Raw genomic sequence first — 26,995 nt, 5'->3', positions numbered from 1 at the left:
TGTTTCATTATTGAGAAGTTGATATGTTATATAAGTTATTTTTCGATAGCAATATCTATGACCTCTTCCATTCTGTTTATATAATGAACGGTCAGGTTTTTCAGATAATCCTTTTTGATTTCCTCTACATCTTTTCTGTTCGCTTCACAAAGAATAACCTCCTTAACTCCGGCTCTGGTTGCGGCAAGTAGTTTTTCTTTGATTCCCCCTACAGGAAGTACCTTTCCTCTTAAGGTAATTTCTCCTGTCATTGCAAGATGTGGTCTTACCTTTTTGTTTTTAAATGAAGATACCATAGAGGTTAACATCGCGATACCTGCAGACGGTCCGTCTTTAGGAGTAGCTCCTTCAGGAACATGAACGTGGATGTTTTTCTTATCCAGTTCTTCCTGAGGGATACCTAATTCATCATGTCTGGCTTTGATATATTCTAAAGCAATCGTTGCAGACTCTTTCATGACAGTTCCTAAATTACCCGTCATAGTAAGAGCTCCTTTTCCATTACTCAGGATGCTTTCGATGTAAAGGATGTCTCCGCCCACACTTGTCCATGCTAAACCTGTTACAACGCCAGGAACTCCTGTAATTTCAGAAAGACTTTTAGGTCTTGGGACTCCAAGGATTTCATCTACTTTTTCCAGTGAAATTTTTGGATCATAGTCCTTTACTAAAGCTGTTTGTAAAGCTACCCATCTTGCAATGGATGCTATTCTTTTCTCTAAAGTTCTTACGCCGCTTTCTGAGGTATGAGCTTCTATAATATGTTTAAGCTCAGGATTTCCAAGTTTAAATGATTTTGTATCTAATCCGTTTTCTTCCTGTTGCTTTTTAATTAAATGTCTTTTTGCAATTTCAATTTTTTCCTCCATTGTATACCCGGCAATCTGAATGATCTCAGTTCTGTCCAAAAGAGGAGTCTGTATTGTAGAAAGTGAGTTGGCGGTAGCGATAAACATTACTTTAGACAAATCGTATCCCATTTCAAGGAAGTTGTCATAGAATGATTTATTTTGTTCAGGATCAAGCACTTCAAGTAATGCTGAGCTTGGGTCTCCGTGAAGCCCCTGTCCGATTTTATCAATCTCATCCAAAACAATTACGGGATTAGACGTTCCGGATTTTTTGATAGATTGTAAGATTCTTCCGGCCATTGCACCGATATAGGTCTTTCTGTGTCCACGGATTTCACTTTCGTCATGAAGCCCTCCTAAAGACAGACGTACATATTTTCTTCCCAACGCATCCGCGATAGATTTTCCTAAAGATGTTTTCCCAACTCCCGGAGGTCCTACCAATAACAGGATGGGAGATTTCATGTTGTTTTTTAATTTCAAAACAGCCATGTGTTCAAGAATTCTTTTCTTAATATCTTCCAGTCCGAAATGAGCTTTGTCTAATACCTTTTCAGCTTTTGCTATATCAAAGATATCCTTTGTATAAGTTTCCCAAGGAAGATCAGTGAAGAAATCCAGATAGTTTCTCTGGACATTATAATCCGGAGAATTAGGATTTTGACGCTGTAATCTGCCGATTTCCTTCTGGAAGTGCTCTTCCACCTCCTGACTCCATTTTTTTGTTTTTGCTTTGGCGATAAGATCTTCCACATCGCTTTCAGGGCCACCACCTAATTCTTCCTGGATCGTTCTGATCTGTTGATTAAGGAAGTATTCTCTCTGTTGTTTGTCAAGATCCTTAGAGGTTTTCTGATGAATCTGGCTTCTTAATTCCAGTTTTCTGAAATCCTCATGCATCATTTCGTAGCATTTATTGGCTCTTTCTGTCATGCTTTTTTCTTCCAGTAACTTTTGTTTCTCCACAGAGGGGAAGCTGGAATTGGTACAGATAAAGTTCAGTAAATCATCATTATTATTGATGTTTTTGATGGCAAAGTTAGCTGCATTAGGGATATTGGGATCGAGTTCAATAATTTTTAAGGCAAGGTCCTTGATGTTTTCAAGTAATGCCTCATATTCATCCTGATTTTTAGGCTTTATATCTTTTAATTTTGATATTTCAGCTTTAAAATAAGGTTGGTTATCAACAATTTTTTTGATTTTAAAACGGTGAAAACCTTTGGTAATGGCTGTGATATTACCTTCCGGTAATTTAATAATCTTAATGATCTTGGCTAAAGTACCGGTAAGATAAATATCTTTTTCGGTAGGTTGCTCTACATCTGAGTTTTTCTGGCTTACAATCCCGATGAAATCTCCGTTCTTCTGAGCTTCTTCAAGAAGTTGTATTGAGGTTTTTCTCCCTGCGGTAATAGGAATTACCACATTGGGGAACATTACCATATTTCTTACGGGAAGTATCGGGAATATTTTTTGTTCGGAATTTTTATCAGTTTCCGAAAAGTCGGAAAGATTGATTTCCTCAGCCACAATATCAAATCCATCGCTGATCATTTCTTCTAAACTAATATCTTCAAATTCTGTCATAGTCAATCGAATGACAAATTGTCATTTTCGTTTTTAATCGTTATAGTGATTTTTTATAATACGTCTTGAAAACGTGTGTTATATTATAATATCTTAAATTGCACAATACTTATGCCATTTGTTTTTTGGCTGAAAATATGGTCAAAATTTCCTTTTTTGAATAATCTTTAGGATTAAAAAGTAAAATAAAGAACTTCTGTTTCTGTAATTTCTTAAAAATGTGTATTTTCGCAAACTGATAAAAAACTATAATTTATAAAATGGCAATTTTAGGACAGATTAGGAGTAAGCCTTGGCTTTTAATGGGAGTAATAGCCTTAGCGCTTTTAGCGTTTTTGGTGAACCCGGACAGTATCGACAAGGTTTTTGGAAAAAATCCTGACGTTTTAGGAAAAGTAAATGGTGAGAAAATCACCCGCGAAGAGTTCAATGATCAGCTTTTCGTGTTGCAGCAGCAGGCTGAACAGCAGGGTCGTCCGAAAAACGGTCTTGAGGAGCAGGCTTGGCAGTTACTTGTACAATCTAAGCTTATCAAACAACAATTTGAAAAATTAGGTTTTGAAATGAATGATGATTATTTCTGGAGTCAGGTTCAGTATGATCAGATGTTTGCTCAAAACCAGCAGTTTTTTGATGAGAAAGGTAATTTTAAAACTCAAGAGCTTAAAAAAGAAATTGAAACATTACAAAACACTAATCCTCAAGGGTATAGCCAGTGGTTGAAAACAAGGAAGACCATTGAATACAGATTGATGGCAAGACAAGTGTTTACCAATATTTCTTCCGGAATTACTACAGGTAAGAAAGAAGCTGAGGAACTTATGAAGCAAAGAGATCAGCTTGCTGATATCGACTTCGTAAAAGTTGACTATGCTGCCTATCTTCAGAAAACTAAAATCAATGTGACTACTGAAGATCTTGCAAATTATATCAAGCAGCATCCGGTAATGTTCAAAGCAGAGCCTAGCAGAAATATAGGAATCGTATATTTCCCGTCTAAACCTAGTGCGGCAGATGATGCGGCAACTCTGAAAGAAATTACAAAACTATACTCAGGAGGTACGGATGCAAGCGGAGGTACAGAAAACTTCCAGAATACAAAGAATGATTCTATGTTTGTGATGGCCAATTCTGATATGCCATTCAATCCTCAGTATGTGAAGCCTACTCAGCTGCCTGCGGCAATTCAGGGGCAAATCACTACTGCAGCAATCGGGCAGACTTTTGGTCCGTACAAAGAGCAGGATTTTTATGTAGTGTCTAAACTGGTTAACAAAAAGACTTCAGATTCTACATTGTCAAGACATATTCTTATCGCTTTCAAAGGAAGTCCTGCCGGAGAAGGAGTGACGAGATCTAAAGAACAGGCTAAGAAACTGGCAGATTCTATCGGGGCTATCGTAAAAGCTACTCCTGCAAGATTTACAGAATTCCTTAAGCTTTCAAACGATCCTAACTCTGCAGCACAGGGAGGTAGTTTAGGTTGGACAACTCCGGAAACGCCTTTTGTTCCTGAGTTCCTTACTTATCTGGCAAACAACCCTAAAGGGGCTACAGGAGTGGTGGAAACTCAGTTCGGATATCATATCATCAATATTGAAGATAAAAAATCCGGATCAATGGGGTATAAGGTAGCTAACTTAGTGAAAGCCATCAAGCCTTCTGATGCAACAGAAGCTGAAACAGATAAAAAATCAAGAAAATTCATTCAGCAGGTTCAGGGGAAATCTTTCAACGATTTCGTAAACATTGCTAAGAAAGATAATTACCAGTTCTCTAATCCGAAGGCTGCTAAAAGATTTGAAGGTCAGCTTCAGGGCTTAGGAACTGAAAAAGATGCTGATATCTTAACTTGGGCTTTCGATAAGAAAAGATCTAAAGGAGATACGGAATTATTTACTGTAGAAGGTACGGGTGATAGAATTGTGGTTTATCTTAACGGAAAACAGGAAGCAGGTCTTGCTGATCCTGAATCTGTAAGAGACCAGATTGAAGTGGTTGTTAAAAATAAATTAGCTGCAAAACAAATCTCTGATAAAATTGCAGCAGCTAAGGCTTCCAACTTAGATCAGATTGCTAAATTATTTGCAGCAACAAAACAATCCGCTCAGGTTAATTTGCTAAATCCTTCAGTGGCCGGAGCAATGGAACCTAAAGTAGCAGGTGCTGCATTCGGAGTGGCGAAAGGAAAACTTTCTAACCCGGTTGAAGGAGGTACAGGGGTGTATGTTTTGATTAAAAAATCAGAAACTGTAAACAAGCAACCTGGAGATCTTAAACAGTTCACAGAATCTATTACACAGAGAAATGCAGGAATGTTCGGACAGGCTTGGTTAAAAAGTCTTCAGGATAATGCAGATATCAAAGATTATAGAATTGAGATCTGGAATAAGCTGGGAAATCAGCAACAATAAGAAATGAGTTTCATCAATATAAAAGCGACAAATTTATTTGTCGCTTTTTTTGTATTTAACGCAGAACAATAAAGGAAGGGATTTATTTAAAATGTACTATATTTGCTTATTAGAAAAATATTAGCAAGTGAAGTTCAGTAAAGAATTAAAAGCTGGTGTGATTACACTTCTGGCTATCGTAGGCTTTGTGGTGTTGTTTCAATTTATGAAAGGGAAAAGCCTTTTTACTACCGACAATATATTTTACGCAAAATATGACAATGTGGAAGGCCTTGCGCAGTCTTCAGCAGTCTCTATTAATGGTCTTAAAGTAGGTCAGGTAGATAAGATTATCCCTCAGACCGGTAAAGACGGGAAAATTAGTTTTGTTGTAAAAATTACGGTGGATAACAAATTTGAGTTTTCAAAAAATTCAACTCTGGAAATTTTCGAACCGGGACTCATGTCCGGAAAAGAAATGAGAGTCAATCTTGAATACGGAGGCGCTACTGCAAAAGACGGAGACACTTTAAAAGGAGCTTTCAAATTGGGAACATTGGGAAGCCTTTCTTCTCAGGTAGGTCCTGTAAAAGATCAGCTACAGGTGGTGTTGCATAGAGTAGACTCTTTAATGACTAATGCCAACCAGGTGTTTGATGCCCAGAATAGAGCAGAAATCAAAGCGTTATTATCTAACCTTAATAAAACTGTAGGTGCATTACAGACTACAGCAGGAAGTGTCAATAATTTAGTAGGCCACAATGACCCGAAGCTGCAAAAGGTATTGGATGATGCCAGTCTTACCATGCAGAGTGGAAAAGTGACATTGGATAAATATGGAAACCTGGCACAAAGTATTGATACAAAACAATTAAATGCTACAATTGCCGATCTTGATGCTACGGTAGGAAAGCTGAATCAGGTAATCGGCGGAATAGATAAGGGAGAAGGAAGTTTAGGTAAACTGATGAAGGATGAACAACTTTATAATAATCTGAATTCGGCATCGTCTAATCTGAATTCATTAATCGAAGATATGAAAGCGAACCCTAAGAGATATATCAATTTCTCGGTTTTCGGTAAAAATAACAAAGACTAATACACCTTATGCAGTACATCGATAATATTATTTTCCTGATTCTATTAGTAGCTGGATTTGGCCTTTTTGCCAAAAGCCTGCTAAAGATCTATAGAAATATCAGACTGGGTCATGAAATTAACAGAAACGACAGGAGATCTGAGCGCTGGAGTACCATGGCTAGAGTAGCGATGGGACAGAGCAAAATGGTGAAACGTCCTGTTGCCGGAATACTGCACATTTTTGTTTATGTAGGTTTTGTTATTATTAATATAGAACTTATTGAAATTATCGTTGACGGATTGTTCGGCACTCACCGGTTTCTGGCTTCCGTTTTCGGGAACAGTTTTTACAGCTTCTTTACAGCAACATTAGAGGTATTAGCTCTTTTGGTAGTGATCGGAGTAGTGGTGTTTTTTATTCGAAGAAATTTTTATGGGGTGAAAAGATTAACCATGAAAGAACTTTTCGGATGGCCTAAGCATGATGCCAACTGGATTCTTATCATCGAATTTGCTTTGATGATGGCATTCTTTAAAATGAATGCTGCTGATTGGGTGCTACAGCAAAGAGAACTTTTACCGGCACACGGAAGTTTTCCAATCAGTTCTATTGTCTTAGGACCGATCTTTAGTAATTTTAGTAGTAGCTTCCTGTTTTTTACAGAAAAAGGAGCATGGTGGTTTCACTTTGTAGGAATTCTTTTCTTCATGAACTACCTTTACTATTCAAAACATTTACATATTATTCTGGCGTTCCCAAGTACGTGGTATGCTAATCTTGATAAAAAAGGAAAATTCAATAATCTTGATTCTGTAACGAAAGAGATTAAACTGATGATGGATCCGAATGCTGATCCTTATGCCGCTCCGGCTGAAGGGGAAGCAGATGCCGCTCCTTCTAAATTTGGTGCAGAAGATATCTTTGATCTGAATCAGGTACAATTACTCAATGCGTATTCATGTACGGAATGCGGACGTTGTACTTCAGTTTGTCCGGCCAATATTACAGGGAAAAAACTTTCTCCAAGGCTTATTCTTATGAAAACAAGAGACCGTCTTGAAGAAGTAGGAAAGAATATTGATAAGAACGGGAAATTTGTAGATGACGGCAAAAAACTGCTTAACGATTATATTACAAAAGAAGAGCTTTGGGCTTGTACAACATGTAATGCCTGTACAGAAGCTTGTCCTGTACTCTTGGATCCGCTCTCCATTATTTTCGAAATGAGAAGATTTCTGGTGATGGAACAGTCTGCTGCTCCGCAGGAACTGAACCTGATGATGACAAACGTGGAAAACAATGCCGCTCCTTGGCAGTATAATCAGGCAGACCGTTTGAACTGGGCAAATGATTAAACCATGAAAAAACTAGTATTACTATTACTATTCGTATGTTCCGGCTGGGTGCTTGCACAATCTGCGGACCAGAAGAAAATTCTTGAAGACTCTCAGGCTTTCATGTCTATGTTTCAAAAAAGAAACTACGACGGAATGTTGGATATGACTCATCCTGCAATATTTGAGAAAGTAGACAGAAAAGCCATGACGGACGGTTTCAGGAAACTGTTTGAAGGTAATGACGAGTTTCAGGTAGAAATGGTGGATGCTGATAAAAATACATTTAGTGTTTCTGATATTTTTACCACTACAGAAAATACCCAATACGCTTTCAGTACTTATCCTATGAAAATGAAAATGATTTTTCTGAAGGAAAAGTTTGATGAAGCCAAAAAGAAAATGATGTTGGGAATTCTGGAAGCGCAAGGTATGAAAGCCAGGTTTTTAAATGATACCTCTTTAGAAATGAGTAAGGAAAGTATGATCCTTGCCCTTAAAGATAAAACAACAGGTAATGCCTGGAAGTATCTGAATTATGACGAGGCCAATCCCCTGTATGTTTCTATCGTTCCTGTAGAAGTAATGAAAAAGGCAAAGGAATACTATGCTAACTTATTAATTAAACGAAAAGAAAATGCAAATTAAAACAATGGCAGAATATGCTGCCGAAGGAAGATCCCCGGAAGTTTTATTTTGGGTTGGATGTGCGGGAAGTTTTGATGACCGTGCTAAAAAAATTACAAAAGCATTTTGCAAAATATTAAATAAAATAGGCGTTGAATTTGCAGTATTGGGACAGGAAGAAAGCTGTACCGGAGATCCTGCAAAAAGAGCCGGAAATGAATTTGTTTTCCAGATGATGGCCCTTACGAATATTGAAGTCCTTAATGCTTATGAAGTAAAGAAAATCGTGACGGCATGCCCGCATTGTTTCAATACACTTAAAAATGAATATCCAAGTTTAGGTGGACATTTTGACGTGGTACATCATACCCAGTTCCTTAAAACATTAATGGAAGAGGGCCGATTAAAGATTGAAGGCGGAGCATTTAAAGGAAAGAAAATTACATTCCATGATCCATGCTATCTGGGAAGAGCTAACGATGAATATGAAGCTCCGAGAATTTTACTTGAAAAACTGGATGCTGAGCTGGTAGAAATGAAACGTTGCAGAACCAATGGTCTTTGCTGTGGAGCAGGAGGTGCACAGATGTTTAAAGAGCCTGAAAAAGGAAATAAAGACATCAATATCGAAAGAACAGAGGAAGCCTTATCTTTCGAGCCTAAAGTGATCGCTACAGGGTGTCCTTTCTGTAATACCATGATGACAGACGGGGTAAAACACTTTAACAAAAATACAGAAGTTGCCGTAAAAGATATCGTAGAACTTCTTGCTGAAGCAGAAGACTTGTAATCTGACATATTCCTATGAAGATGCAATGGAGATTATCCTTTTTGGTGGTAATATCTATATTGACATTCCTTAGTTTCTGGAATTATAGCAATAGAGTATATGATTGGGATATGCCGGGATATATAGGATGTCTATATACCTCAGAATTCCCTGATTCCCCGGATAAAGTTCGTCAGCTTACTTTTACATCTATACAAAAAGAAGCTTCAGCTGAAGATTATAAGTATCTTACAGGGGAAGCTCCTTTTAACTTATCAAGGCAGTATTTCGAAAAAAATACCCAGGCTTTTACAGAACAATTACCCTATTTTCAAATAAAAGTAGGGTATATTTATATGATTACCTTTTTTTACAAATTGGGTTTTTCATCTCCAATGTCTGTTTTACTGGTGAGTCTTATTTCCTACTTTTTTTCTGGGCTGCTTTTGTTTTATATCTTTAAAATCCTTTTTCCTGAAAAATATGTGCTTACGGCATTAGTGACAATCGCAGTGATGCTTTTTCCTCCCATGACCTATATGGCAAGGGTTCCGGCACCGGATATGTTTATTTTTCCGTTTCTTCTCATTTTTATAATAGGGCTTTTCAGGCAATGGACTTCGTGGGTTATGTTTCTTATCCTTTTAAGTATTACTTTCATACGTCCGGATTACGTTACTTTCACTTTGACCTATCTCGCTGCCATTTTTATCTTCAGGTATTATAAAGAAAAGAAAACAGATGTTTTCCTTATTCCACAGGGAATCGCTATTTTACTTCTGTATCTGTTTATCATCAAATTCTACCATTATCCGGGCTGGAAAGATCTTTTTTATGATTCATTTATAGAAAGAAGGCCCATTATTTCGGCAAAACCTGTTGAAGTAACTCTTCATGACTATCTTCCAATTCTGTATGTGAAGATTATTTACTTTAAGAAAGTGACCTTGTCTGTTGTATTAATGACAATATTCATTTTCTGGAGATCAAAAGATGCCTGGGTCAGAATGATTTCTGTCTTTTTTCTGCTGAATGTTTACATTAAATTCGTATTCTTTCCGCAATCCGGAGCATTAAGATTTTTCTTCCCGCTGGTTTTTCCTCTTTTTATAATGGTGCTTTATACTTTTAGCCCAAAATATAATGGCTTTAAACTCAAGAATATTTCTTAATTTTGATACTTTAAATGAACAGGATATAGAATTCCGGTAAATCTTTTTCTGACCTTAAACAGAAATGGGAGACGGAGGGGTATAGCCTTAGAAAATAAATGTTTTAGATATGAAAATTGAAGAATCTAATATTGTAGAAACCAACGACTACAGAGTTATTATATATCCGGCTTCAAGGCCTTTTGAGACAAAAGAAGCGAAATTAATTACAGAAAAACTGTTTGATTTCCTTGCAACATGGGCTGCTCACGGAAAGCCACTTTCTTCTTCTTTTAAAATTGAAAAAAATCAATTTATCATCATCTGTGTAGATGAAGAGAAAGAAAGTGCTTCAGGATGTAGTATTGATGCTTTAGGGAAAATAATGAGAGAAATTGATGAAGAGTATCAGCTGGGACTTTTCGACAGAATGAAGGCAAGTTTTGTAGAAAACGGTGAAGTCAAAACACTGAAACTTCAGGACTTTAAATCTCAGCTGAGAAACGGAGAACTTTCATCTGATATTCAGGTTTTTGATTTTTCCAAAAATACATACCTGGATTTTTTGAGCCACTTTCTTCTGCCATTAGAAAAAAGCTGGGCAGCATCTATCAAATAAGTATTTTGAATAATACCGTAAATAATCATAAAGTGGAATTCAGTTCCACTTTTTTGTTTTAATGTATCTTTGCACAGATTGAGTAAAAGCTAATGCCGAAAGTACTTTTTTTAACAACTTCACACAGTTATAACGATGACCGGATTTTTTATCACCAGGCCATAGCGCTCAGAGATGAAGGGTACGAGGTTAAAATATGTAGTTTATATGCTGATTATAAAGGTGTTATTGACGGTATTGAAATTGAAGCTTATTCTATTTTAACGGCAGGCATAGCAGAGAAAAGAAAAGTATTTCAAGAGGTGTGTCATTCTTTTCAGCCGGATATTATTATTTGTTCCGAACCATTAGCGGTAATAAGCTCAAAAGATTTTGTCAGGAAATACCGTATCAAATGTATTTATGATATCACAGAATGGTATCCTTCCATGAGAATGGTGAGTATTTATTCCTCGTGGCTTCTAAAATTTCTTCATGCAGTTAAATTTTTCCTGATTCAGTTATATGCAGGATTTATAAGTACCCATTTTATTTTTGGGGAGTCTACAAAGAAATTTCCTCTGGTGTATTTCTTCCCTTTTAAAAAGAACCTCATATTACCTTATTTTCCGGATGACCGGTATATGTATCCTCATATTAAACGGCTGACTCCGGGTAAAATAACCTTGTGCTATACAGGTCAAATGTCTAAAGAAAAAGGAATTGAAAATTTTTTTAATGCCATTGATGAAGTACGTAAAAGAAAACCGGATTTAGACATCGAGATCCTTCTTGTAGGCGGTACCAGAAGTAAGCAGGATGAGCTCTACTTTTCGGGGTTGCTGAATAAGTTTGCCTGGAAGAATATAAAAATAGGTAAAACAGCATCTTTTGAAACATTTACCCGGTCGTATGCAGAAGCAGACCTCTGTTTTGATCTTAGGGATCTTAATTTTGAAAATGATCATTGTCTTCCTATTAAAATATTTTACTACGCCGCTTCGGGGAAGCCTGTTATTTATACAAATCTTAAAGCGACAAGAAAGTATGTGGATGTTGCAAAATTTGGATTTTTAGTCAATCCTGAAGATGCGGAAAATATTGCAGACATCATTCTGAGATATGTAGAAACTCCTGAATTATATGATGCTCATGCCCATCATGCACGGGAAGAATACGAAAAGAAATATAACTGGAAGAGCATCAGGAAATCATTCATAGATTTCGTTGGACAAGCCTTAAAAAAATGAAGCAAAATACTTTTTTTAAAACTTTTATTTCCCGTTTTTTAATATTGATATTAAACTTCGGACTCGTTATTTATTCCACCAATATGTGGGGAAGTGAAGGAAAAGGAGTCATTTCAATTGTAATTGCAGATTTAACGATTATTTCTTTTTTCAGTAATATCTTTGTGGGGAGCAGTGTAACCTATTTTGCTCCTAAATATAAAACAGAACAAATCCTGGGATATGCCTATCTCTGGTCGTTACTAGTAGGGATTTCGGTTCCTGTTATCTTTGGTCTTACCCGTCACAATTCAGAATACTCGGGTTATTTAATGGCCTTATCTATAGTATCATCTCTTTTGGCAGCCCATGTCAATTTATTTGTCGGACAGCAGAAAATCAAAATGTTTAATCTGTATACGATTTTACAGCAGGCAGTCCATATCGTATTCCTTGCCGTTATTATTTATGTGATTAAAATGACTTCTGTGGAGGCTTATTTTATTGCTCAGATAGGATGTTTCACCATTCTGTTTATAATAAGTGCCTTTCAGTTGCTGAGAAATTGCCGCTTTTCAGAGATTTCATTTTCCCTGAAGGTTCAGTACAGCTTATTTGAATATGGGTGGAAAACACAGCTAAGTGCTTTTCTGCAGTTTTTGAATAACAGAATGTCGTTTTATTTTCTTGAATATTTTAAAGGCATAGTAAGCGTCGGAATATTTTCAATAGGAGTTGCTTTTTCTGAAGCGATATGGACGGTAAGCCGAAGTTTGTCAATCATACTATATTCCGATGTGGTTAATAATAAAGAATCTGATATTGTTATTGAAAAAACTAAGATTTCACTAAAGATGAGCTTCTGGATTACATTAGTCTTTATTGCCGGGATTTTACTGGTTCCCGCATCATTATATACCTTGATTTTCGGGAAAGATTTTCATCAGACAAAACAGATTATTTTATTTTTATCACCCGGAATCCTGGCTATTGCAGTCAGTAATATTATCGGATATTATTTTGCCGGGATCAATAAACTGAAAATTTTAAATGTAAAATCTATTATTGGATTGATTTTTACCCTTATTTCTTCTTTTTATATTATTCCACGTTGGGGAATTACAGGCGCCTGTCTCATTACTTCAATATCGTATTGCCTTTCTTCAGGAATCTTGTTCTGGAGATTTTATCAGCTGACAGCCTTTCATCTTCGGGATTATATGATCTCCAAAAATGAGTTTAGTCTGCTAATGAATAAACTTTTAAAAAAATAAATCAGCGCATTATTTTTATATTTGAATGAATATCCGTTCCTTTAAATGCTTTAGAGAATTAAAATAAATTCTATCTTTGCTGTACATGAGAAACATTGTTTTTGGAGCACTGATTATTGTTTTTGCATTTCTAAGTTGTAATAGAAGTGATGATGATTCTTTGCAGAGAATTGATCAGATACTGAATATCTATATGAAAAACAGTTCAGGACAGGATTTATTGAATAGTCAGAAAACAGGATCTTATACCAATTATTTTATTAATGATAGTTTGGGAGACAGAGAAAATTCCCCGGTGAGTATTCCGTTGAAAATGGCTCCGGATTCCACATTTTATATGGAGTATATTGCCGGTGCAAAGAGAAAAAAGCTCGATTCCTCAGGGACAGCCTATTATTCTGTAATGACTCTTGGGCTGAGAACAGTCACTAATAATGTTGCGGATACCATCTTTGACCGGTTAAGAATCGTATACCGCATGAGCCCGACATTATTTCAGGTCTCAAAGGTGTATTACAATGATGTTTTGGAATATTCAAAAGAAGCTGAAGCACCAACTTCGATAAATAGGGTTACTATCACAAAATAGTTTTAAATTTGTAAAATTGTTAGCTCGTATTGAGCTAAACATCTAATATTTAACATCTAAATAAAATGTTACAAGTCAATTTTTTGCGCGACAACAAAGAACGCGTTTTAGAAGGTCTTAAGAAGAGACAATTCAAGAATCTTGAGTTGGTGGACGAAGCTATCGCTGCTGACGAAGAAAGAAAAAAAATCCAGTTTGAATTAGATTCCCAGCTTTCCGAAATCAATAAAATCTCCAAAGAAATCGGACTTTTAATGAAAGAAGGAAAAAAAGAAGAAGCGGAATCGGCAAAATCTAAAACAGCACAGTACAAAGAGTCGAGTTCAGAATTGAAAACCCAGTTGGAAGTAAAAGAAACGGCTTTACTTGATATTTTGTATCAATTACCAAACATTCCGAACGAATTGGTAAAGAGCGGAGCTTCTGCTGATGATAACGAAATTATTTTCCAGTCTCACACGGTAGAAGGTCTTGGGGAAGGAGCTATTCCTCACTGGGAGCTGGCTAAAAAATACAATCTTATTGATTTTGAATTGGGCGTGAAGATCGCCGGAGCAGGTTTTCCTGTGTATTTAGGAAAAGGAGCAAGGTTACAAAGAGCTTTAGTTCAGTATTTCTTAGATAAAAACGTAGAGAAAGGATATACAGAAGTAAATCCGCCTCATGTTGTGAATGAAGCTTCCGGTTTCGGAACAGGGCAGCTGCCTGATAAAGAAGGTCAGATGTATTATATCAACGAAGATAAATTATATCTGATCCCTACTGCGGAAGTTCCTGTAACGAATCTTTACCGTGATGTCTTACTTGATGAAAAAGATCTTCCGATCAAGAATACCGCATTCTCTCAGTGCTACAGGAGAGAAGCAGGAAGCTACGGAGCGCATGTAAGAGGGCTGAACCGTCTTCACCAGTTTGAAAAAGTAGAGATCGTAAGAATTGAAAAACCGGAAAATTCTTATGCTGTTCTGGAAGAAATGGTAGAACATATCAAAGAAATCCTTACCGATCTTGAATTGCCTTTCAGAGTATTAAGACTTTGTGGCGGCGATACAGGGTTTGCATCTGCCATGACATACGATTTTGAAGTTTGGAGTGCAGCCCAGGAAATGTGGCTGGAAGTAAGCTCTGTTTCTAACTTTGAAACTTTCCAGGCCAACAGACTGAAATGTCGTTTCAAAGCCGACGGTAAATCTCAGCTTGTACATACCTTAAACGGATCAGCAATGGCTTTGCCAAGAATTATGGCAGCATTGCTTGAAAATAATCAGACAGAAGAAGGAATTAAACTTCCTAAGAAGATTGCTGAATATGCGAGATTTGATGTAATTAATTAATCTCAGTTTAGCGCAACATAAAGCCCCATCGATTTTTCGATGGGGTTATTTATTATTCTGTTACAATAATGATCTTTTCGTCAGCATGCTTTAATTTTGTTTTTTTATTGTACATCGCTTTCAGATCGTAGTCTATTTTTACGGAGTAATCATCTGTTTGTTTCAACCAGTCATGTTGGCCTGTTACCGATTTTATTTTATTTTCAAATCTTAAAGTGGTTGATATTTTTCTGAAAAACATACCCATCATTCCGGGAATCCTGTCTGCTTCTTCTTTCGGACTTTTGCTGCGAAGAGCTTCTTCAATATTTTTAAGATTAAAGCTTTCGGAATTGATTACCAGTGTTTTACCGTCCCATTCATTAAAGATATTTTGATCTGCAGGAAGTTTTTCTTCTTTATTGAAGCTTTTCATTATCTGGTAATCATCACGGGTGAAATGTTCCATTTTAAATGTAAAACCTACAGACTCATTATTTTCTTTTTTATTTTTCATGAAAATCTTCTTCATGATTTTAATGGAATCCTGATTGTGGGTACTTAGTTTTCCTTCCTGCTTTTCCAGATCGTAGAGGCTTATCCAGGATGTGGGAAGCTTATCAAAGTCTTTAAATTCATTCTGCTGTAATGAATCAGGAGTCATTGCTTTCATTTCTGCCATAAATTCTCTGGTATCAAAATCAATCACAGAGGTTGATGCGGCGTCGCGGTGATAAACAATTTCGGAATTCATTACACAGGACTGCATCACAAGGAGGCTTATAAAAAATAAGATAAGCTTTTTTTTCACGGTTTATTTAAAAAGATATTTAATGACAATTTACGGCGCCGTTATGGTCTCGGGTTATAGTCATCGCTTCTGCTTTTGGTGACACATAAGGAATTCCGAGTTCCAGGCCTCTCAGAATGAATAATCCGCCAAGGATAATCATAATAAGGGGAACGGCTTTTAAAATTTTTATTCTGAAAGCCTGATTCATGAGATTTCCGGCTAAAACAACAGCAAACATGAACGGAAGGGTTCCCAAACCAAATAAGGCCATATAAAACGCTCCCTGCCATATTCCTCCGCCTGCCAGACTGGCGGTAAGAGCCATATACACCATTCCGCAGGGAAGAAAACCATTAAGGATGCCGGTTGTAAACCTGGAGCGGTAATCTGCTTTCTGAAGAAGTCTCCCTAAATTCACTTTAACGGTGTACAGAAATTTGGAAAGGAAAGGAATCTTAGAGGCAAAATCTTTTCCTCCAAAAGAAAATACAGCCATTACAATCAGAAGTACTCCGGCAGTGATTGTCAGGTATTTCTGAAAGCCTGCCATTTCAAAACCCTGCCCGATAATTCCCAGAAGCGCACCTAAAAGAGAATAGGTGAAAATTCTTCCGAACTGATACGTAAGGTTCTGAAGATAAAAGTTGGCAGCCTGTTTTTTTGTTAATCCCATTGACAATGCAATAGGGCCACACATTCCGATACAGTGAAAACCGGAAGCAAAGCCTAAAGCAATAGCCGATATGACAAGTCCTATTTCCATATCACATCATAATCCATTCTGTAGTCTGTTTTGTCTTTCGTCCAGTTCAGTCTTAAAGTATAATTTCCTGCTTTCAATACCTGTGCAGGGATAATAAAAGATTTGCCGGCGTCAAGCTGTACAGATTTCTTGATATCTAAATTCTGGTCGTCGGTTCTGTTCAAAACAAATTTTACCGTAGTATTAGAATTATCGTATTCTTTAGGAAAAGTGATTTTAATTCCATTGGTATCCTGGCTGTATACAGGCTTTTCCTGCAAGTCATCAGCTCTTTTTTTGGCGTCAATCACATCCTGATACTTCAATTCCTCTTCGTAATAATTATCTGTAACCATTTCAGAGTTTTTCTGCCCGTTCGGGAAAAGAAACATCATAGAGAGTATAAAAATTATGAATGCCAATAATGCAATTACAACACCGTGTCCCCAACTAAAGTTCTTCATCGTATTAAATTAAAATTGTAGTTTGAATGGTCCTTCAAAATAGGTCTGGTAAGAATCAATCAGCTTACCCTTCATATCATAAACACCAATCGTAATATTTTGTTTGGAAAGTTTCATTTCATCTTCAGGGAAACTGATATTAATAGTTCCCTTAGAAATTTTATCTCTGTCTACCTGGATTTTGCTTGATGCACTGTAAATAATTTCACCGTGTGCCGGTTCCATTACTTTAATGGTAACTATTTTTTTCTCGTTTGTTTTATTTAAGAAAGTATAGTTGTAGGTATTGGTAATTTTACCGTCTCTTACAAAGAATGTACTTCCGGCAGGTTTAATGAATTTAGCTTCCATTTCACCACGGCTGTATAGAAGATATCCTAAGAAACCTACAAGAAGTAATAAAAAGATACTGAATCCTTTCATTCTTCCCGTAAATTTGAACTTAGTCTGCTGTTCAATTTCGTTTTCGGAAGCATATCTTACCAGTCCCTTAGGTAATCCTACCTTTTCCATTACTTCATCACAGGCATCAATACATGCGGTACAGTTTACACATTCCAGTTGCTGGCCGTCTCTAATGTCGATTCCCGTAGGGCATACCACCACACACTGATGACAGTCGATACAGTCACCTTTACCAGCTGCTTTCCGGTCTTCCCCTTTTCTCCATTTCGATCTGTTTTCTCCTCTTTTAAAATCATAGAAAACATTAATGGTATCTTTATCAATTAATACTCCCTGAAGTCTTCCGTAGGGGCAAACCAGCGTACACACCTGCTCTCTGAACCATGCAAATACAAAGTAAAATGCCGCGGTAAGGAGAATCATTACAATGAAATTAGTAGGATGGGCAAACGGTCCTTCAGATACAATTTTAAACACTTCTTCATATCCCACTACATACATAAACATGAAGTGAGTAATGATCAGTGAAATAACAATATAAACAGACCATTTTAAGCTTCTTTTCCAGATCTTCTCAGTATTCCATTCCTGTCTGTCCAGTTTCATCTGCTTGTTACGGTCTCCTTCAATAAGATATTCGATTTTACGGAAAATCGATTCCATAAAAATTGTCTGAGGGCAAATCCACCCGCAGAAAATTCTTCCGAATGCAATCGTAAAAACGATAATAAATATTAAAGAGGCAATCGCTCCCAGAGTCAGAATAAAAAAGTCCTGTGGATAAAATGGCTGCCCAAAAATAAAAAACTCTCTGTCTATAACATTAAAAAGCAATAGTGGGTTACCATTGATTTTGATGAACGGGAGTGTAAAATAAATAATTAATAAAAGATAACTTACCAGATTTCTATAGTTGGTGTATTTTCCTTTAGGTTTTCTTGGGAATACCCATCTTCTTTTTCCGGATTGCTCCATTGTCCCTATAGAATCTCTGTAAGTCTCAGGGTCCAGAACCTGTCCCTGTCCGCCGCGTACTTCTATTTCTTCTATGTCTGACATATTGTAATGTGTTTAAAAAAGAAAAAACATAATTCGTTACTATTTTTAAGGTAATAACAAATTATGTTTTTTTCATATGTTTCTAATTTTCTAAATTATTCTTTTTCCCAATGTGCTTCAGTTCCCTGAGGAGCTGCTCCTCCCTGAGCCGGAGTCACTGGTGGCTGTTCCTGGTTGATATGATATACATAGGCTGCAATCTTCTCAATTTCTGCTCCTGAAACCTCGCCGTTTTTACCGAATGGTCTCATCGCAGGGTTAGTAGGAGAACCATTCCAGTCCATATGGAATACGTTTTTGAATAACGTCTTCTCTGGCTGGTTGATCCAGTAATTATCAGTAAGGTTAGGTCCGATACCTCCACTACCGTCTTCTTTGTGACAAGATGCACAGTTTGTTTTGAATAATTCTTTACCTTCTGCAATATTATCAGCAGAGTACTTTGCTGTTTCAATGGTTACAGGAGGTTGATTTTTCTGATATTCTGCAATGCTTGCCAATTGTTCTTTATATTCTTTCTCATATTCGCTCAACGGATGTGCGAAATCTGTGAAAGAGAAGGCGGCAATATAAACAATACAAAAAGCAGTCCCAAAATAAAATAAACCTACCCACCATTTTGGTAACTGGTTATCCAGCTCCATGATTCCATCAAAACCATGGTCGATAAGGATATCTTTTTCTTCCGTTTCAGATTGCTTTTTGAATGCTGCATCATACATTCTTCTTAAGAAAGGAACTTTCTTTTCAGCTAAATAGGCTGCTTTTTCTTCCGGAGATAATTTTTTAAACTTGTTGTTTTCAATAAGATCTCCAATAGAACTGTGGATATATGCTAAGATACCAGCGATCACAACAGTTCCCCAGAAGTAAGGCGAAGCTAGGAACGCGTAGCTCTGTACAAACAAATAATAAAAAACGATTAAAAGCCCGATTATTATTAAGATGTTTACGATAACAGGTGTTCTTTGTTTCATAAAAATAGTTTAATTTTTTAAATTAAAATCGTCATCTTCTTCATCCCCAAGTGGAGCCTCTTCTTCTTCTTTGTAATATTTTTTAGGCCTGCTAAAAACATAAATTACTAAAGCTACGAAGAACAGCATAAAGAAAATCAGAGCCAGCGTCTGGTAGAGACCAGCGTTTTCTGTATTGGATAATATATCTTTAAAGTTCTGAGGAATCATATGAACCTTTTAATGTTTTAGTTATTACTTGCTGTTTTGATTTCAGTTGTTTTGATATCAGTTCCCAGTCTCTGAAGATAAGAAATAAGAGCTACGATTTCTTTTTTCTCTAATTCTCCCTGAGGTCTCTTAGCATATGCCACTTTCAGGTCATTTGCTTCAGAGAAGATATCTTTTACAATTTTAGCCGATTGGTTATTTGCCCAATTGTCAGCAGAATCTATCTGAGCCTTTGTGTAAGGTACATCAAATACATTCTTCATCAGCTTCATTTTGTCTACCATTTTAGATCGGTCTAAGTTAGTAGCAATTAACCAAGGGTAACGTGGCATAATAGAACCTGCAGAAGTAGATCTTGGGTTGTACATATGCTTATAGTGCCAAGAACTTGGGTTTTTCCCTCCTTCTCTGTGCAAATCCGGTCCAGTTCTCTTAGAACCCCATAAGAACGGTCTGTCGTATACAAATTCTCCAGCTTTAGAGTATTGTCCGTTTTTACCGTTGAATCTTGTAATCTCATCTCTGAACGGTCTGATCATCTGAGAGTGACAAGCGTTACATCCTTCACGGATATAGATATCTCTACCTTCTAATTCAAGCGGTGAATATGGTTTTACCGCAGAAATCGTAGGGACACTCTTCTTAAGAGAAAGGGTAGGGATAATTTCAATTGAACTACCGATAGATATTGTAATGAAAGATAAAATACCTAGTAATACCGGAGTTCTTTCAAGCCAAAGGTGAGTACCTTCTCCCTCTTTTCTGTTCTTACTGATGTTGGCCAATGCAGGTGCTTCAGCAGGAACTTCTTTCTGGAATGATCCTTTTCTTACCGTAGCAATAACGTTAATGATCATTAGGATAGATCCTGAGATATAGAATAAACCTCCTACGAATCTCATTTTGAAATAAGGAATAATTGCCGTTACAGTATCCAACCAGTTTTTCCATAATAAGGTTCCGTCCGGGTTGAATTGTTTCCACATTAATCCTTGTGTAAATCCTGAAATATACATTGGTACTGCATAGAAAATAATTCCTAATGTACCTAACCAGAAATGCCAGTTAGCTAATTTTACAGACCAGATTTTTGTTCTCCACATGATGGGTACCAAGTAATAGATAACCCCGAATGCCATGAAACCATTCCATCCAAGAGCTCCTAAGTGTACGTGACCGATAACCCAGTCCGTAAAGTGACCAATTTTATTGATGTTTTTTGTTGCTAAAAGCGGACCTTCAAATGTTGCCATACCATAGCAGGTAACAGCTACAACGAAGAACTTAAGGATAGGATTTTCCCTTACTTTATCCCAGGCTCCTCTCAAGGTAAGAAGACCATTTAACATTCCTCCCCAAGACGGTGCGATAAGCATAATAGAGAAACCAGTTCCTACTGCCTGAGCCCATGCCGGAAGAGCGGTATACTGAAGGTGGTGAGGACCAGCCCAGATATATACGAAAATTAATGACCAGAAGTGAATAATAGACAATTTATAAGAGAATACCGGTCTGTCTGCAGCCTTCGGAAGGAAGTAATACATTAAACCTAAAACCGGTGTTGTCAATACGAATGCAACCGCATTGTGTCCGTACCACCACTGTACAATAGCATCTTTTACTCCCGCATATGCTGAATAAGATTTCCAGCCAGTGAAAGATAAAGGTACTTCAAGGTTGTTGAAGATGTGAAGCATTGCTACAGCAATCCAAGTACCTATGTAGAACCAAATCGCTACATAAAGGTGTCTCACTCTTCTCTTTGAAATAGTCAGGAACATATTGATCCCGAAAATGATCCATGAGAATGCAATCAATATGTCGATCGGCCACTCGTGTTCAGCATATTCCTTAGAAGTATTGATCCCCATAAAGAATGTAACGAACGTAGCAACGATCATAAACTGCCAAGTCCAGAAATGTAACCAAGACAATGTATCACTGTACATTCTCGTTTTTAATAATCTTTGTAATGAGTAATAAATACCCGTGTAAACAATGTTACAAACGAATGCAAAGATTACGGTATTGGTGTGCAACATTCTGATTCTACCAAATCCAAATGCACCATGAGTGTTTATTAAACCTTGAATATTACCAGATGCTAGACTTTTAATGGTTGTATCATCCGTCCCGAAAAAGAATTCAGGTAATTCAGGGTAGAAAAGCATTAATGCCGCCGTAAGCCCGAACGTAAATCCTATGAGACCGAAAACTAAGGTCGCATAAAGGAACGCACGGACAATACTATTGTCATAACTAAACTTTTGTGTTTCCATATCAACTATTCACTATTTTTCTCAATTTTTATTATTTTCTCCTATTTCTTTCTCGTCTTTATTCTTGTCGCCAGTTTCATCTTCTTCTTGGACTCTCTCGTCGTCGAAAAGGATTCTGACAGCCGGAGATTCATCATCTTCAAACTGTCCTTTTTTGGCATACACTATAAATACGACCAAGAAAATCGCAGCTAAAGAAACACTGCAGAGGATCATTAAATATAGAATATCCATTGGACAACAAAATTAACCTATTTTCGGGGTTCAAATTTAGTGAAAAATAATGACATTCATCACGAAATGCTGATTTCAGCTAATTTAAAATCAGTCTAAATAAGGGCTTTTAAGCCCGTTTTTTAAAATATTTCCGACCTAAAATCCAGGTTGAAACTGTAGTAAAGGTAACTACTGTGATCGAACTGATTGGCATGATGATTGCAGCGAAGAGCGGATGCATATGCCCTGTAACAGCGTAACTTAAACCAACAATATTGTACAGGAAACTAATTATAAATGTCATTTTCACAATGGTGATCGAGCCTTTGCAAACGTTCAGGTAATCGTCCAGTGTGACTACTTTATCACCGTTCATAATCACATCGGAGGATGGTGTAAAACTGTTTGTATCGTCGGCAATTGCAATTCCTACATTACTTTGTTTCAAAGCTCCGGCATCATTAAGGCCATCTCCAAGCATCGCAACTTTCATGTGCTGATCCTGAAGGGTTTTAATATAATTGAGTTTGTCTTCAGGGTTCTGGTTAAAGGCCATTCCTTTATAATTTGGAATAAGTTCTTTAAGCTGGTTCTCTTCTGAGGAATTGTCTCCGCTGAGGATGAATATCTTGTAGTTGGTTAATTTTTGGAAGAGGTCTTTGAGTTTCGGACGGTATTCGTTTTTAAAGATAAACTTTCCTAGGAACTGATCGTTTTTACTGATATAAACCGCTGTTTCAAGATTTTTCGGCTCCTGATTATTGTAGCGGGCAGACCCGATTTTATATAGCGTTCCCCGTACATTGGCTTCATATCCTTTTCCTGAAATTTCAACAAAATTTTCTACAGGGAAGTAATCATCATGTACATCTATGAATTCATATAATGATTTTGAAAGCGGGTGGTTCGAGTTCTTTAATAATGTTTTAATATTCAGTGAATCAAATTCTCCGATTTCAGTACCGTCATATTTAATGTTGGATTTTTTTCTATGCGTAATGGTTCCTGTCTTGTCAAAAACAATGGTGTCAAGTCGGGCAATTTTTTCAATCGTTAAAGTATCTTTTACATAGAACTTGTTTCGGCCTAAGATTCTCATAATGTGACCGAAAGTGAACGGTGCCGACAGGGCAAGCGCACAAGGGCACGCAATGATCAGAATCGCTGAAATCACCTGGAACATTTTCTCTAAATCAATGAATGCCCAATAAATTCCCGCAACAAGAGCAATGCCTAAAATAATGAATGTAAAGTATTTACTGATGTTGTTGGTCAGCGTGTCCAGTCCTGTTTCATGCTTTTTAAAGGCCTCTTTGTTCCATAGCTGGGTAAGGTAACTTTGATCTACGTCTTTGATGACTTCCAACTCCAGTGATGATCCTATCTGCTTACCTCCGGCAAAGATCTTATCTCCGGGCTGTTTGCTGATACTTTCACTTTCTCCTGTGATAAAACTGTTGTCGATGTTTCCTTCTCCGTTGATCAGAATGGCATCTACCGGAATGATTTCCTGGTTTCTAACGAGAATTCTATCACCCACTTTTATTTCAGAAAGTAAAATATTATCCTGTTTTCCTTCAAAATCAACTTTCGTTACAGCAATTGGATAGAAAGATTTATAATCTCTGTCGTAGGAAAGTGCATTGTATGTTCTTTTTTGGAAAATTTTTCCGAGAAGCATGAAAAATAAAAGTCCACAAAGAGTATCGAAATACCCAGGACCATAATCGGTCACAACTTCATAAATACTTCTCCCATATAGAACAAAAATTCCTAAGACAATCGGAACATCAATGTTGACGATTTTATTTTTTAAACCATACCACGCAGATTTATAATAGTCTGAAGCTGAGTAAAAAACAACAGGCGTTGCCAGAAGGAATATTAAGGTTCTGAATAAGCCTTTGTAATGTTCCATCCAATAATCTTCACCTCCTATATATTCAGGAAAGGCAAGGAACATTCCGTTACCGAAGGCAAAGGCGGCAATAGCAAATTTTACTAATAAGGATTTGTCGAGATGATCTTCGTTTTTATCAGCAGTTTCAAGGCTGATAACAGGTTTGTAACCAAGGTTAGTTAGAAATTTAGCAAGTTCGCTTAATTTCAGGTCGTTATGGTTGAATGAGATCTGTAAGGTCTTCCGTGTGAAATTAACCTGAGAATACTTGATGTGTTTATTTAAAGTATGTAAACTTTCCAATAACCAGATGCATGATGAACAGTGGATTACAGGGATTTTGAAAGTGACAAGGCTGGTGCTTCCTTCAGAGAAATCAGTGATCTTTTCGAATATTTCAGGAGTGTCCAGATAATCAAACTGAGTAGAATTGTCATCACTCGGACGAATTCCGGCTCCTTTATTAAGCTCGTAGAAATTACTTAAATTGTTTATGTTAAGAATTTCATATACGGACTTGCAGCCGTTACAGCAGAAAGTCTTTTCATCAAACAAAATTCTTTCTTTTTCTATCCCTTGACCACAATGAAAACAGTTCTCGCTCACCACCATAAAATATTGAACTACAAAATTATAACAATTTTTTTTGTTTATCGTGTTAAAAAGTTCTATTTTTGTGATAAATATCATATAAAATGCCGCAGGAACAACAGATAGCAATTGAAGAGAGGTTCGCCAGAGTTTTTAATGATAAATCATTTAAGGAAAGACTTTCTAGCGCAGATTTTGAAAAATACATTAATGGCAAAAAGAAACTGAGTTTTCAGAAACACGATACCATTTTCGAGGATGGCGAAACTCCTAAAGGAGTATTTGTTCTGGAAAAAGGAGCTGCCAAATTATCCAAATCAGGAGCATTCGGGAAAGACCAGATTTTAAGATTTATCAAAGAAGGGGATATTATCGGCTATCGTTCTTTGCTTTGTGGTGAAAACTTCCAGGCAAAAGCAGAAGCAATGACAGATATTGAATGTGTTTTCTTACCTGCAGATATCTTTATGTATCTTTTAGAGGTGGATCCGCAATTATCTTTCGTAATGCTTCAGAAAATTTCTTACGAATTAGGAGAATCTTCCAATACCATTACCTTCCTTGCACAGAAAACAGTGAGAGAAAGACTTGCTGAAATATTATTGCTTTTGGAACAGAAGCTGGGAGTAGATCCTGAAGGGTTTATCAAAATTTCTTTGACAAGGGAAGAAATCGCCAATATTATCGGTACTGCTACGGAAAGTGCCATCCGTCTGATCTCTGAATTTAAACAGGACAGCCTGATTGAGGTAGACGGAAGAAATATCAAAATTCTAAATCACGACAAACTCATGAAACTCGGTCACGTAGTTTTATAAATCATAAAATACACACCCTATGGGAGTTGGAGTAAGCTTTGAAAAATATCAAAAGATAGAAAGAAAAGGAACTCCAACTTCCGTACATTTTGAATGCACAAAAATTACCGAATACAATATAGGTGTCAATGAAACCCGTGAAGTAAGATTTAAAGTAGGGGGCAAAAATGACGATGAAAAACGCAGTATAAAGTTTGATTTTAGCAATTCAAATATATCTCTGTCCACATCCAGTTGGAAGGCGGAAAACGAATGGATCTTAAGGACAAAAATCACAGGTAAGAAAAATGGTACAACAGTTATCACGGTAAAGGTAGAAGATAAGACCTTAAACAGTATTACTATACATTGTGTTGATTACAAGGATGTGTTTTCAGAGGAGAATGTGAAGAGGTTAATTGCTGAAAATAAGATATCTATTGCTGATCACACTGCGTGTATTGTAGCTGCTGATAAACAATTAGGTAAACTATTAGATAATACAAGTGATTTTATCACGAATAGCTCTAATAATAATGCTGATGTATACACAGCATATAAAAGAGTTGAGCAAATAAAGAAGAAAGGTTTTTTGGCAAATGAAAAAAAATTTTCTCAATATGTTTTTAAAGGCGGAGGAAATTATCAACCTAAAGAATATAGTGAAGAAAATAAGCATGCCGTTTCTGATTATTTAAAAGCTTCTATTAACGGTAAATTAGGATATCATGTTTTTTACTTTACAATTCTAAATGGATATCATGTTCTTACTCTTGTTATTAACAATCAGAATCCTTGTGATGTAAAATTCAAAATTTATGATCAACTTAGAGATAGAGGGGAATATGTTTCTCTCTTAGAGGTAGATAATAAATTATTAGAAATGAATACTAATAATTGGTCTGGAGCAGCCAGCCTAACAAGAGATAAAACCGCATCAACAAAATTTGGAATATGGAAAATACAAAGGAAATAGTATTAGTTATTCTGGTATTTTTATTTTTAGGATGTGATAGTCAGAAAAAATATTATGATTCACATTTTAATCAAATTTCTAATACTAAAGACCTGAAAGAAATTAAATTAAATCTGATTCGTTATGAAAATAAATTAAATATTGTTTCTGATTACATTATTGGTGTTGGTGGAAATGATGAGAAAATAAATTTTGAAAAGAAAGGTTTCTTATTACAAGATTCTATTTATTCATCAAAAATCGGCTCGTATCAACTGGTTGATAATATTATCGATGTACCTACTTATACTGAAATGGAAAAGAATACTTTGTACAAGGATAAAAATAATATTTATTATAATGCTACTTCACGAAATAGCAATTATCCTTATTTAATTTTAGATTTAAATGTTTCTGAATCTAAGATTCTTCCCGGAGGGTATATTAAAGATAGTAAAACTGTTTATAGTTATGGAGGTGTAGTTTGTACAAAAATAGACAGTACTGATGCTAAGGGGTTCAGTGTTATACAGCTAAAAGATACCATTACAAATAAGGTATTTTATAGAGGGAGAAATAAAAAATCAATCTATTGGAATGAATCTAAAATGTCAATAGAAGATTTGAAACTTTTACCAATTGGAAGAAAACAAAAAGATTCTCTATATAAAACTTTTCTGCTTGAATGACCTCTTTTAGTTTTGATTCTATTTAGACGGTAATTATAACGAAAATAGTTTCTATATATCATGCTTACTGCTTTATTGTTCGTATCTTGCAGACCACAAATCCTGATTTTTTAAATTAT

Annotated in this window: 24 protein-coding genes; 14 read left to right on the top strand and 10 right to left on the bottom strand. The window is 36.3% G+C overall.

All coding sequences use genetic code 11. From position 1 onward, the window contains the following. Positions 1–35: 35 nt before the first annotated feature. Positions 36–2,441, bottom strand: a complete 2,406-nt coding sequence (gene lon / locus JO178_RS06380) for an endopeptidase La (RefSeq protein WP_291933223.1) — start codon at positions 2,439–2,441, stop codon at positions 36–38. Positions 2,442–2,701: 260 nt separating this feature from the next. Here lon and JO178_RS06375 point away from each other — a divergent pair, with 260 nt between their 5' ends. The 11 genes from JO178_RS06375 (at position 2,702) to serS (ending at position 14,820) form a co-directional block, all read left to right on the top strand. After that, positions 2,702–4,855, top strand: a complete 2,154-nt coding sequence (locus JO178_RS06375; RefSeq protein WP_291933221.1) for a peptidylprolyl isomerase — start codon at positions 2,702–2,704, stop codon at positions 4,853–4,855. A gap of 127 nt (positions 4,856–4,982) precedes the next feature. Then, on the top strand, positions 4,983–5,933 hold the full coding sequence (locus JO178_RS06370; protein WP_291933219.1) for an MlaD family protein: 951 nt from the start codon (positions 4,983–4,985) through the stop codon (positions 5,931–5,933). Between the two features lie 8 nt (positions 5,934–5,941). Continuing rightward, complete coding sequence (locus tag JO178_RS06365; protein WP_291933217.1) at positions 5,942–7,270, top strand: (Fe-S)-binding protein; 1,329 nt, start codon at positions 5,942–5,944, stop codon at positions 7,268–7,270. 3 nt (positions 7,271–7,273) lie between these two features. Next, positions 7,274–7,897, top strand: a complete 624-nt coding sequence (locus JO178_RS06360) for a hypothetical protein (RefSeq protein WP_291933215.1) — start codon at positions 7,274–7,276, stop codon at positions 7,895–7,897. Further along, on the top strand, positions 7,887–8,666 hold the full coding sequence (locus JO178_RS06355) for a (Fe-S)-binding protein (protein ID WP_291933214.1): 780 nt from the start codon (positions 7,887–7,889) through the stop codon (positions 8,664–8,666). The genes JO178_RS06360 and JO178_RS06355 overlap by 11 nt, the downstream gene beginning before the upstream one ends. Positions 8,667–8,680: 14 nt before the next feature. Further along, positions 8,681–9,817, top strand: coding sequence for a hypothetical protein (locus JO178_RS06350; RefSeq protein ID WP_291933211.1), 1,137 nt, complete (start codon positions 8,681–8,683; stop codon positions 9,815–9,817). A 109-nt stretch (positions 9,818–9,926) separates the two neighbouring features. Beyond that, complete coding sequence (locus JO178_RS06345) at positions 9,927–10,415, top strand: hypothetical protein (protein WP_291933209.1); 489 nt, start codon at positions 9,927–9,929, stop codon at positions 10,413–10,415. A 92-nt stretch (positions 10,416–10,507) separates the two neighbouring features. After that, positions 10,508–11,644: a glycosyltransferase gene (locus JO178_RS06340; RefSeq protein ID WP_291933207.1), complete on the top strand. Its 1,137-nt coding sequence runs from the start codon at positions 10,508–10,510 to the stop codon at positions 11,642–11,644. Next, a complete protein-coding gene (locus tag JO178_RS06335) occupies positions 11,641–12,897 on the top strand; it encodes a polysaccharide biosynthesis C-terminal domain-containing protein (RefSeq protein WP_291933205.1) in 1,257 nt (418 codons plus the stop codon). The genes JO178_RS06340 and JO178_RS06335 overlap by 4 nt, the downstream gene beginning before the upstream one ends. An 85-nt stretch (positions 12,898–12,982) precedes the next feature. Then, a complete protein-coding gene (locus JO178_RS06330; RefSeq protein WP_291933203.1) occupies positions 12,983–13,486 on the top strand; it encodes a hypothetical protein in 504 nt (167 codons plus the stop codon). A gap of 65 nt (positions 13,487–13,551) precedes the next feature. Next, positions 13,552–14,820, top strand: a complete 1,269-nt coding sequence (serS, locus tag JO178_RS06325) for a serine--tRNA ligase (RefSeq protein WP_291933202.1) — start codon at positions 13,552–13,554, stop codon at positions 14,818–14,820. A gap of 52 nt (positions 14,821–14,872) precedes the next feature. On the opposite strand, the gene JO178_RS06320 is transcribed toward serS, so the two are convergent. The 9 genes from JO178_RS06320 to JO178_RS06280 all read right to left on the bottom strand — a co-directional run bounded on the left by JO178_RS06320 (position 14,873) and on the right by JO178_RS06280 (position 24,450). Continuing rightward, positions 14,873–15,610, bottom strand: coding sequence for a hypothetical protein (locus JO178_RS06320; protein WP_291933199.1), 738 nt, complete (start codon positions 15,608–15,610; stop codon positions 14,873–14,875). A gap of 19 nt (positions 15,611–15,629) precedes the next feature. Continuing rightward, on the bottom strand, positions 15,630–16,355 hold the full coding sequence (locus JO178_RS06315; RefSeq protein ID WP_291933197.1) for a sulfite exporter TauE/SafE family protein: 726 nt from the start codon (positions 16,353–16,355) through the stop codon (positions 15,630–15,632). Next, positions 16,346–16,798, bottom strand: a complete 453-nt coding sequence (locus JO178_RS06310) for a FixH family protein (RefSeq protein WP_291933195.1) — start codon at positions 16,796–16,798, stop codon at positions 16,346–16,348. The genes JO178_RS06315 and JO178_RS06310 overlap by 10 nt, the downstream gene beginning before the upstream one ends. A 9-nt stretch (positions 16,799–16,807) precedes the next feature. Beyond that, positions 16,808–18,262, bottom strand: a complete 1,455-nt coding sequence (ccoG, locus tag JO178_RS06305; RefSeq protein WP_291933193.1) for a cytochrome c oxidase accessory protein CcoG — start codon at positions 18,260–18,262, stop codon at positions 16,808–16,810. A gap of 95 nt (positions 18,263–18,357) precedes the next feature. After that, complete coding sequence (locus tag JO178_RS06300) at positions 18,358–19,239, bottom strand: cbb3-type cytochrome c oxidase N-terminal domain-containing protein (RefSeq protein ID WP_291933191.1); 882 nt, start codon at positions 19,237–19,239, stop codon at positions 18,358–18,360. Between the two features lie 9 nt (positions 19,240–19,248). Then, positions 19,249–19,449 carry a CcoQ/FixQ family Cbb3-type cytochrome c oxidase assembly chaperone gene (locus JO178_RS06295; RefSeq protein ID WP_291933188.1) on the bottom strand — a complete coding sequence of 67 codons (201 nt, stop codon included), beginning with the start codon at positions 19,447–19,449 and terminating at the stop codon, positions 19,249–19,251. 17 nt (positions 19,450–19,466) lie between these two features. Continuing rightward, positions 19,467–21,728 carry a cytochrome-c oxidase, cbb3-type subunit I gene (gene ccoN / locus JO178_RS06290; RefSeq protein WP_291933187.1) on the bottom strand — a complete coding sequence of 754 codons (2,262 nt, stop codon included), beginning with the start codon at positions 21,726–21,728 and terminating at the stop codon, positions 19,467–19,469. 21 nt (positions 21,729–21,749) lie between these two features. Beyond that, positions 21,750–21,962 (bottom strand): cbb3-type cytochrome oxidase assembly protein CcoS, encoded by a 213-nt coding sequence (ccoS, locus tag JO178_RS06285; protein ID WP_291933185.1) that lies wholly within the window; start codon positions 21,960–21,962, stop codon positions 21,750–21,752. A 109-nt stretch (positions 21,963–22,071) separates the two neighbouring features. Then, complete coding sequence (locus JO178_RS06280) at positions 22,072–24,450, bottom strand: heavy metal translocating P-type ATPase metal-binding domain-containing protein (protein ID WP_291933183.1); 2,379 nt, start codon at positions 24,448–24,450, stop codon at positions 22,072–22,074. An 89-nt stretch (positions 24,451–24,539) separates the two neighbouring features. On the opposite strand from JO178_RS06280, the gene JO178_RS06275 reads away from it, so the two are divergent. Genes JO178_RS06275 through JO178_RS06265 form a run of 3 tightly spaced genes read left to right on the top strand, consistent with a single transcriptional unit; the run spans position 24,540 to position 26,876 of the window. After that, positions 24,540–25,253, top strand: a complete 714-nt coding sequence (locus JO178_RS06275; protein WP_034692595.1) for a Crp/Fnr family transcriptional regulator — start codon at positions 24,540–24,542, stop codon at positions 25,251–25,253. Between the two features lie 19 nt (positions 25,254–25,272). Beyond that, positions 25,273–26,208 (top strand): hypothetical protein, encoded by a 936-nt coding sequence (locus tag JO178_RS06270; protein ID WP_291933180.1) that lies wholly within the window; start codon positions 25,273–25,275, stop codon positions 26,206–26,208. Continuing rightward, entirely contained in the window at positions 26,187–26,876 is a 690-nt protein-coding gene (locus JO178_RS06265; RefSeq protein ID WP_291933177.1) for a DKNYY domain-containing protein, read from the top strand. Before JO178_RS06270 ends, JO178_RS06265 begins: the two co-directional genes overlap by 22 nt. Positions 26,877–26,995 lie beyond the last annotated feature (119 nt).

Origin of the sequence: Chryseobacterium sp., from assembly GCF_019236175.1 — a bacterium.
Classification (GTDB): Bacteria; Bacteroidota; Bacteroidia; order Flavobacteriales; family Weeksellaceae; genus Chryseobacterium.
This window is presented reverse-complemented; position numbering and strand designations above follow the sequence as displayed.

Coding starts and splice junctions, on each gene's coding strand:
- JO178_RS06295 (WP_291933188.1), bottom strand. CDS start 19,449: ATGATTCCTCAGAACTTTAAAGATATATTATCCAATACAGAAAACGCT.
- JO178_RS06350 (WP_291933211.1), top strand. CDS start 8,681: ATGAAGATGCAATGGAGATTATCCTTTTTGGTGGTAATATCTATATTG.
- lon (WP_291933223.1), bottom strand. CDS start 2,441: ATGACAGAATTTGAAGATATTAGTTTAGAAGAAATGATCAGCGATGGA.
- JO178_RS06335 (WP_291933205.1), top strand. CDS start 11,641: ATGAAGCAAAATACTTTTTTTAAAACTTTTATTTCCCGTTTTTTAATA.
- JO178_RS06355 (WP_291933214.1), top strand. CDS start 7,887: ATGCAAATTAAAACAATGGCAGAATATGCTGCCGAAGGAAGATCCCCG.
- serS (WP_291933202.1), top strand. CDS start 13,552: ATGTTACAAGTCAATTTTTTGCGCGACAACAAAGAACGCGTTTTAGAA.
- JO178_RS06300 (WP_291933191.1), bottom strand. CDS start 19,239: ATGAAACAAAGAACACCTGTTATCGTAAACATCTTAATAATAATCGGG.
- JO178_RS06265 (WP_291933177.1), top strand. CDS start 26,187: ATGGAAAATACAAAGGAAATAGTATTAGTTATTCTGGTATTTTTATTT.
- JO178_RS06315 (WP_291933197.1), bottom strand. CDS start 16,355: ATGGAAATAGGACTTGTCATATCGGCTATTGCTTTAGGCTTTGCTTCC.
- ccoG (WP_291933193.1), bottom strand. CDS start 18,262: ATGTCAGACATAGAAGAAATAGAAGTACGCGGCGGACAGGGACAGGTT.
- JO178_RS06340 (WP_291933207.1), top strand. CDS start 10,508: ATGCCGAAAGTACTTTTTTTAACAACTTCACACAGTTATAACGATGAC.
- JO178_RS06270 (WP_291933180.1), top strand. CDS start 25,273: ATGGGAGTTGGAGTAAGCTTTGAAAAATATCAAAAGATAGAAAGAAAA.
- JO178_RS06275 (WP_034692595.1), top strand. CDS start 24,540: ATGCCGCAGGAACAACAGATAGCAATTGAAGAGAGGTTCGCCAGAGTT.
- JO178_RS06365 (WP_291933217.1), top strand. CDS start 5,942: ATGCAGTACATCGATAATATTATTTTCCTGATTCTATTAGTAGCTGGA.
- ccoN (WP_291933187.1), bottom strand. CDS start 21,728: ATGGAAACACAAAAGTTTAGTTATGACAATAGTATTGTCCGTGCGTTC.
- ccoS (WP_291933185.1), bottom strand. CDS start 21,962: ATGGATATTCTATATTTAATGATCCTCTGCAGTGTTTCTTTAGCTGCG.
- JO178_RS06345 (WP_291933209.1), top strand. CDS start 9,927: ATGAAAATTGAAGAATCTAATATTGTAGAAACCAACGACTACAGAGTT.
- JO178_RS06360 (WP_291933215.1), top strand. CDS start 7,274: ATGAAAAAACTAGTATTACTATTACTATTCGTATGTTCCGGCTGGGTG.
- JO178_RS06330 (WP_291933203.1), top strand. CDS start 12,983: ATGAGAAACATTGTTTTTGGAGCACTGATTATTGTTTTTGCATTTCTA.
- JO178_RS06375 (WP_291933221.1), top strand. CDS start 2,702: ATGGCAATTTTAGGACAGATTAGGAGTAAGCCTTGGCTTTTAATGGGA.
- JO178_RS06310 (WP_291933195.1), bottom strand. CDS start 16,798: ATGAAGAACTTTAGTTGGGGACACGGTGTTGTAATTGCATTATTGGCA.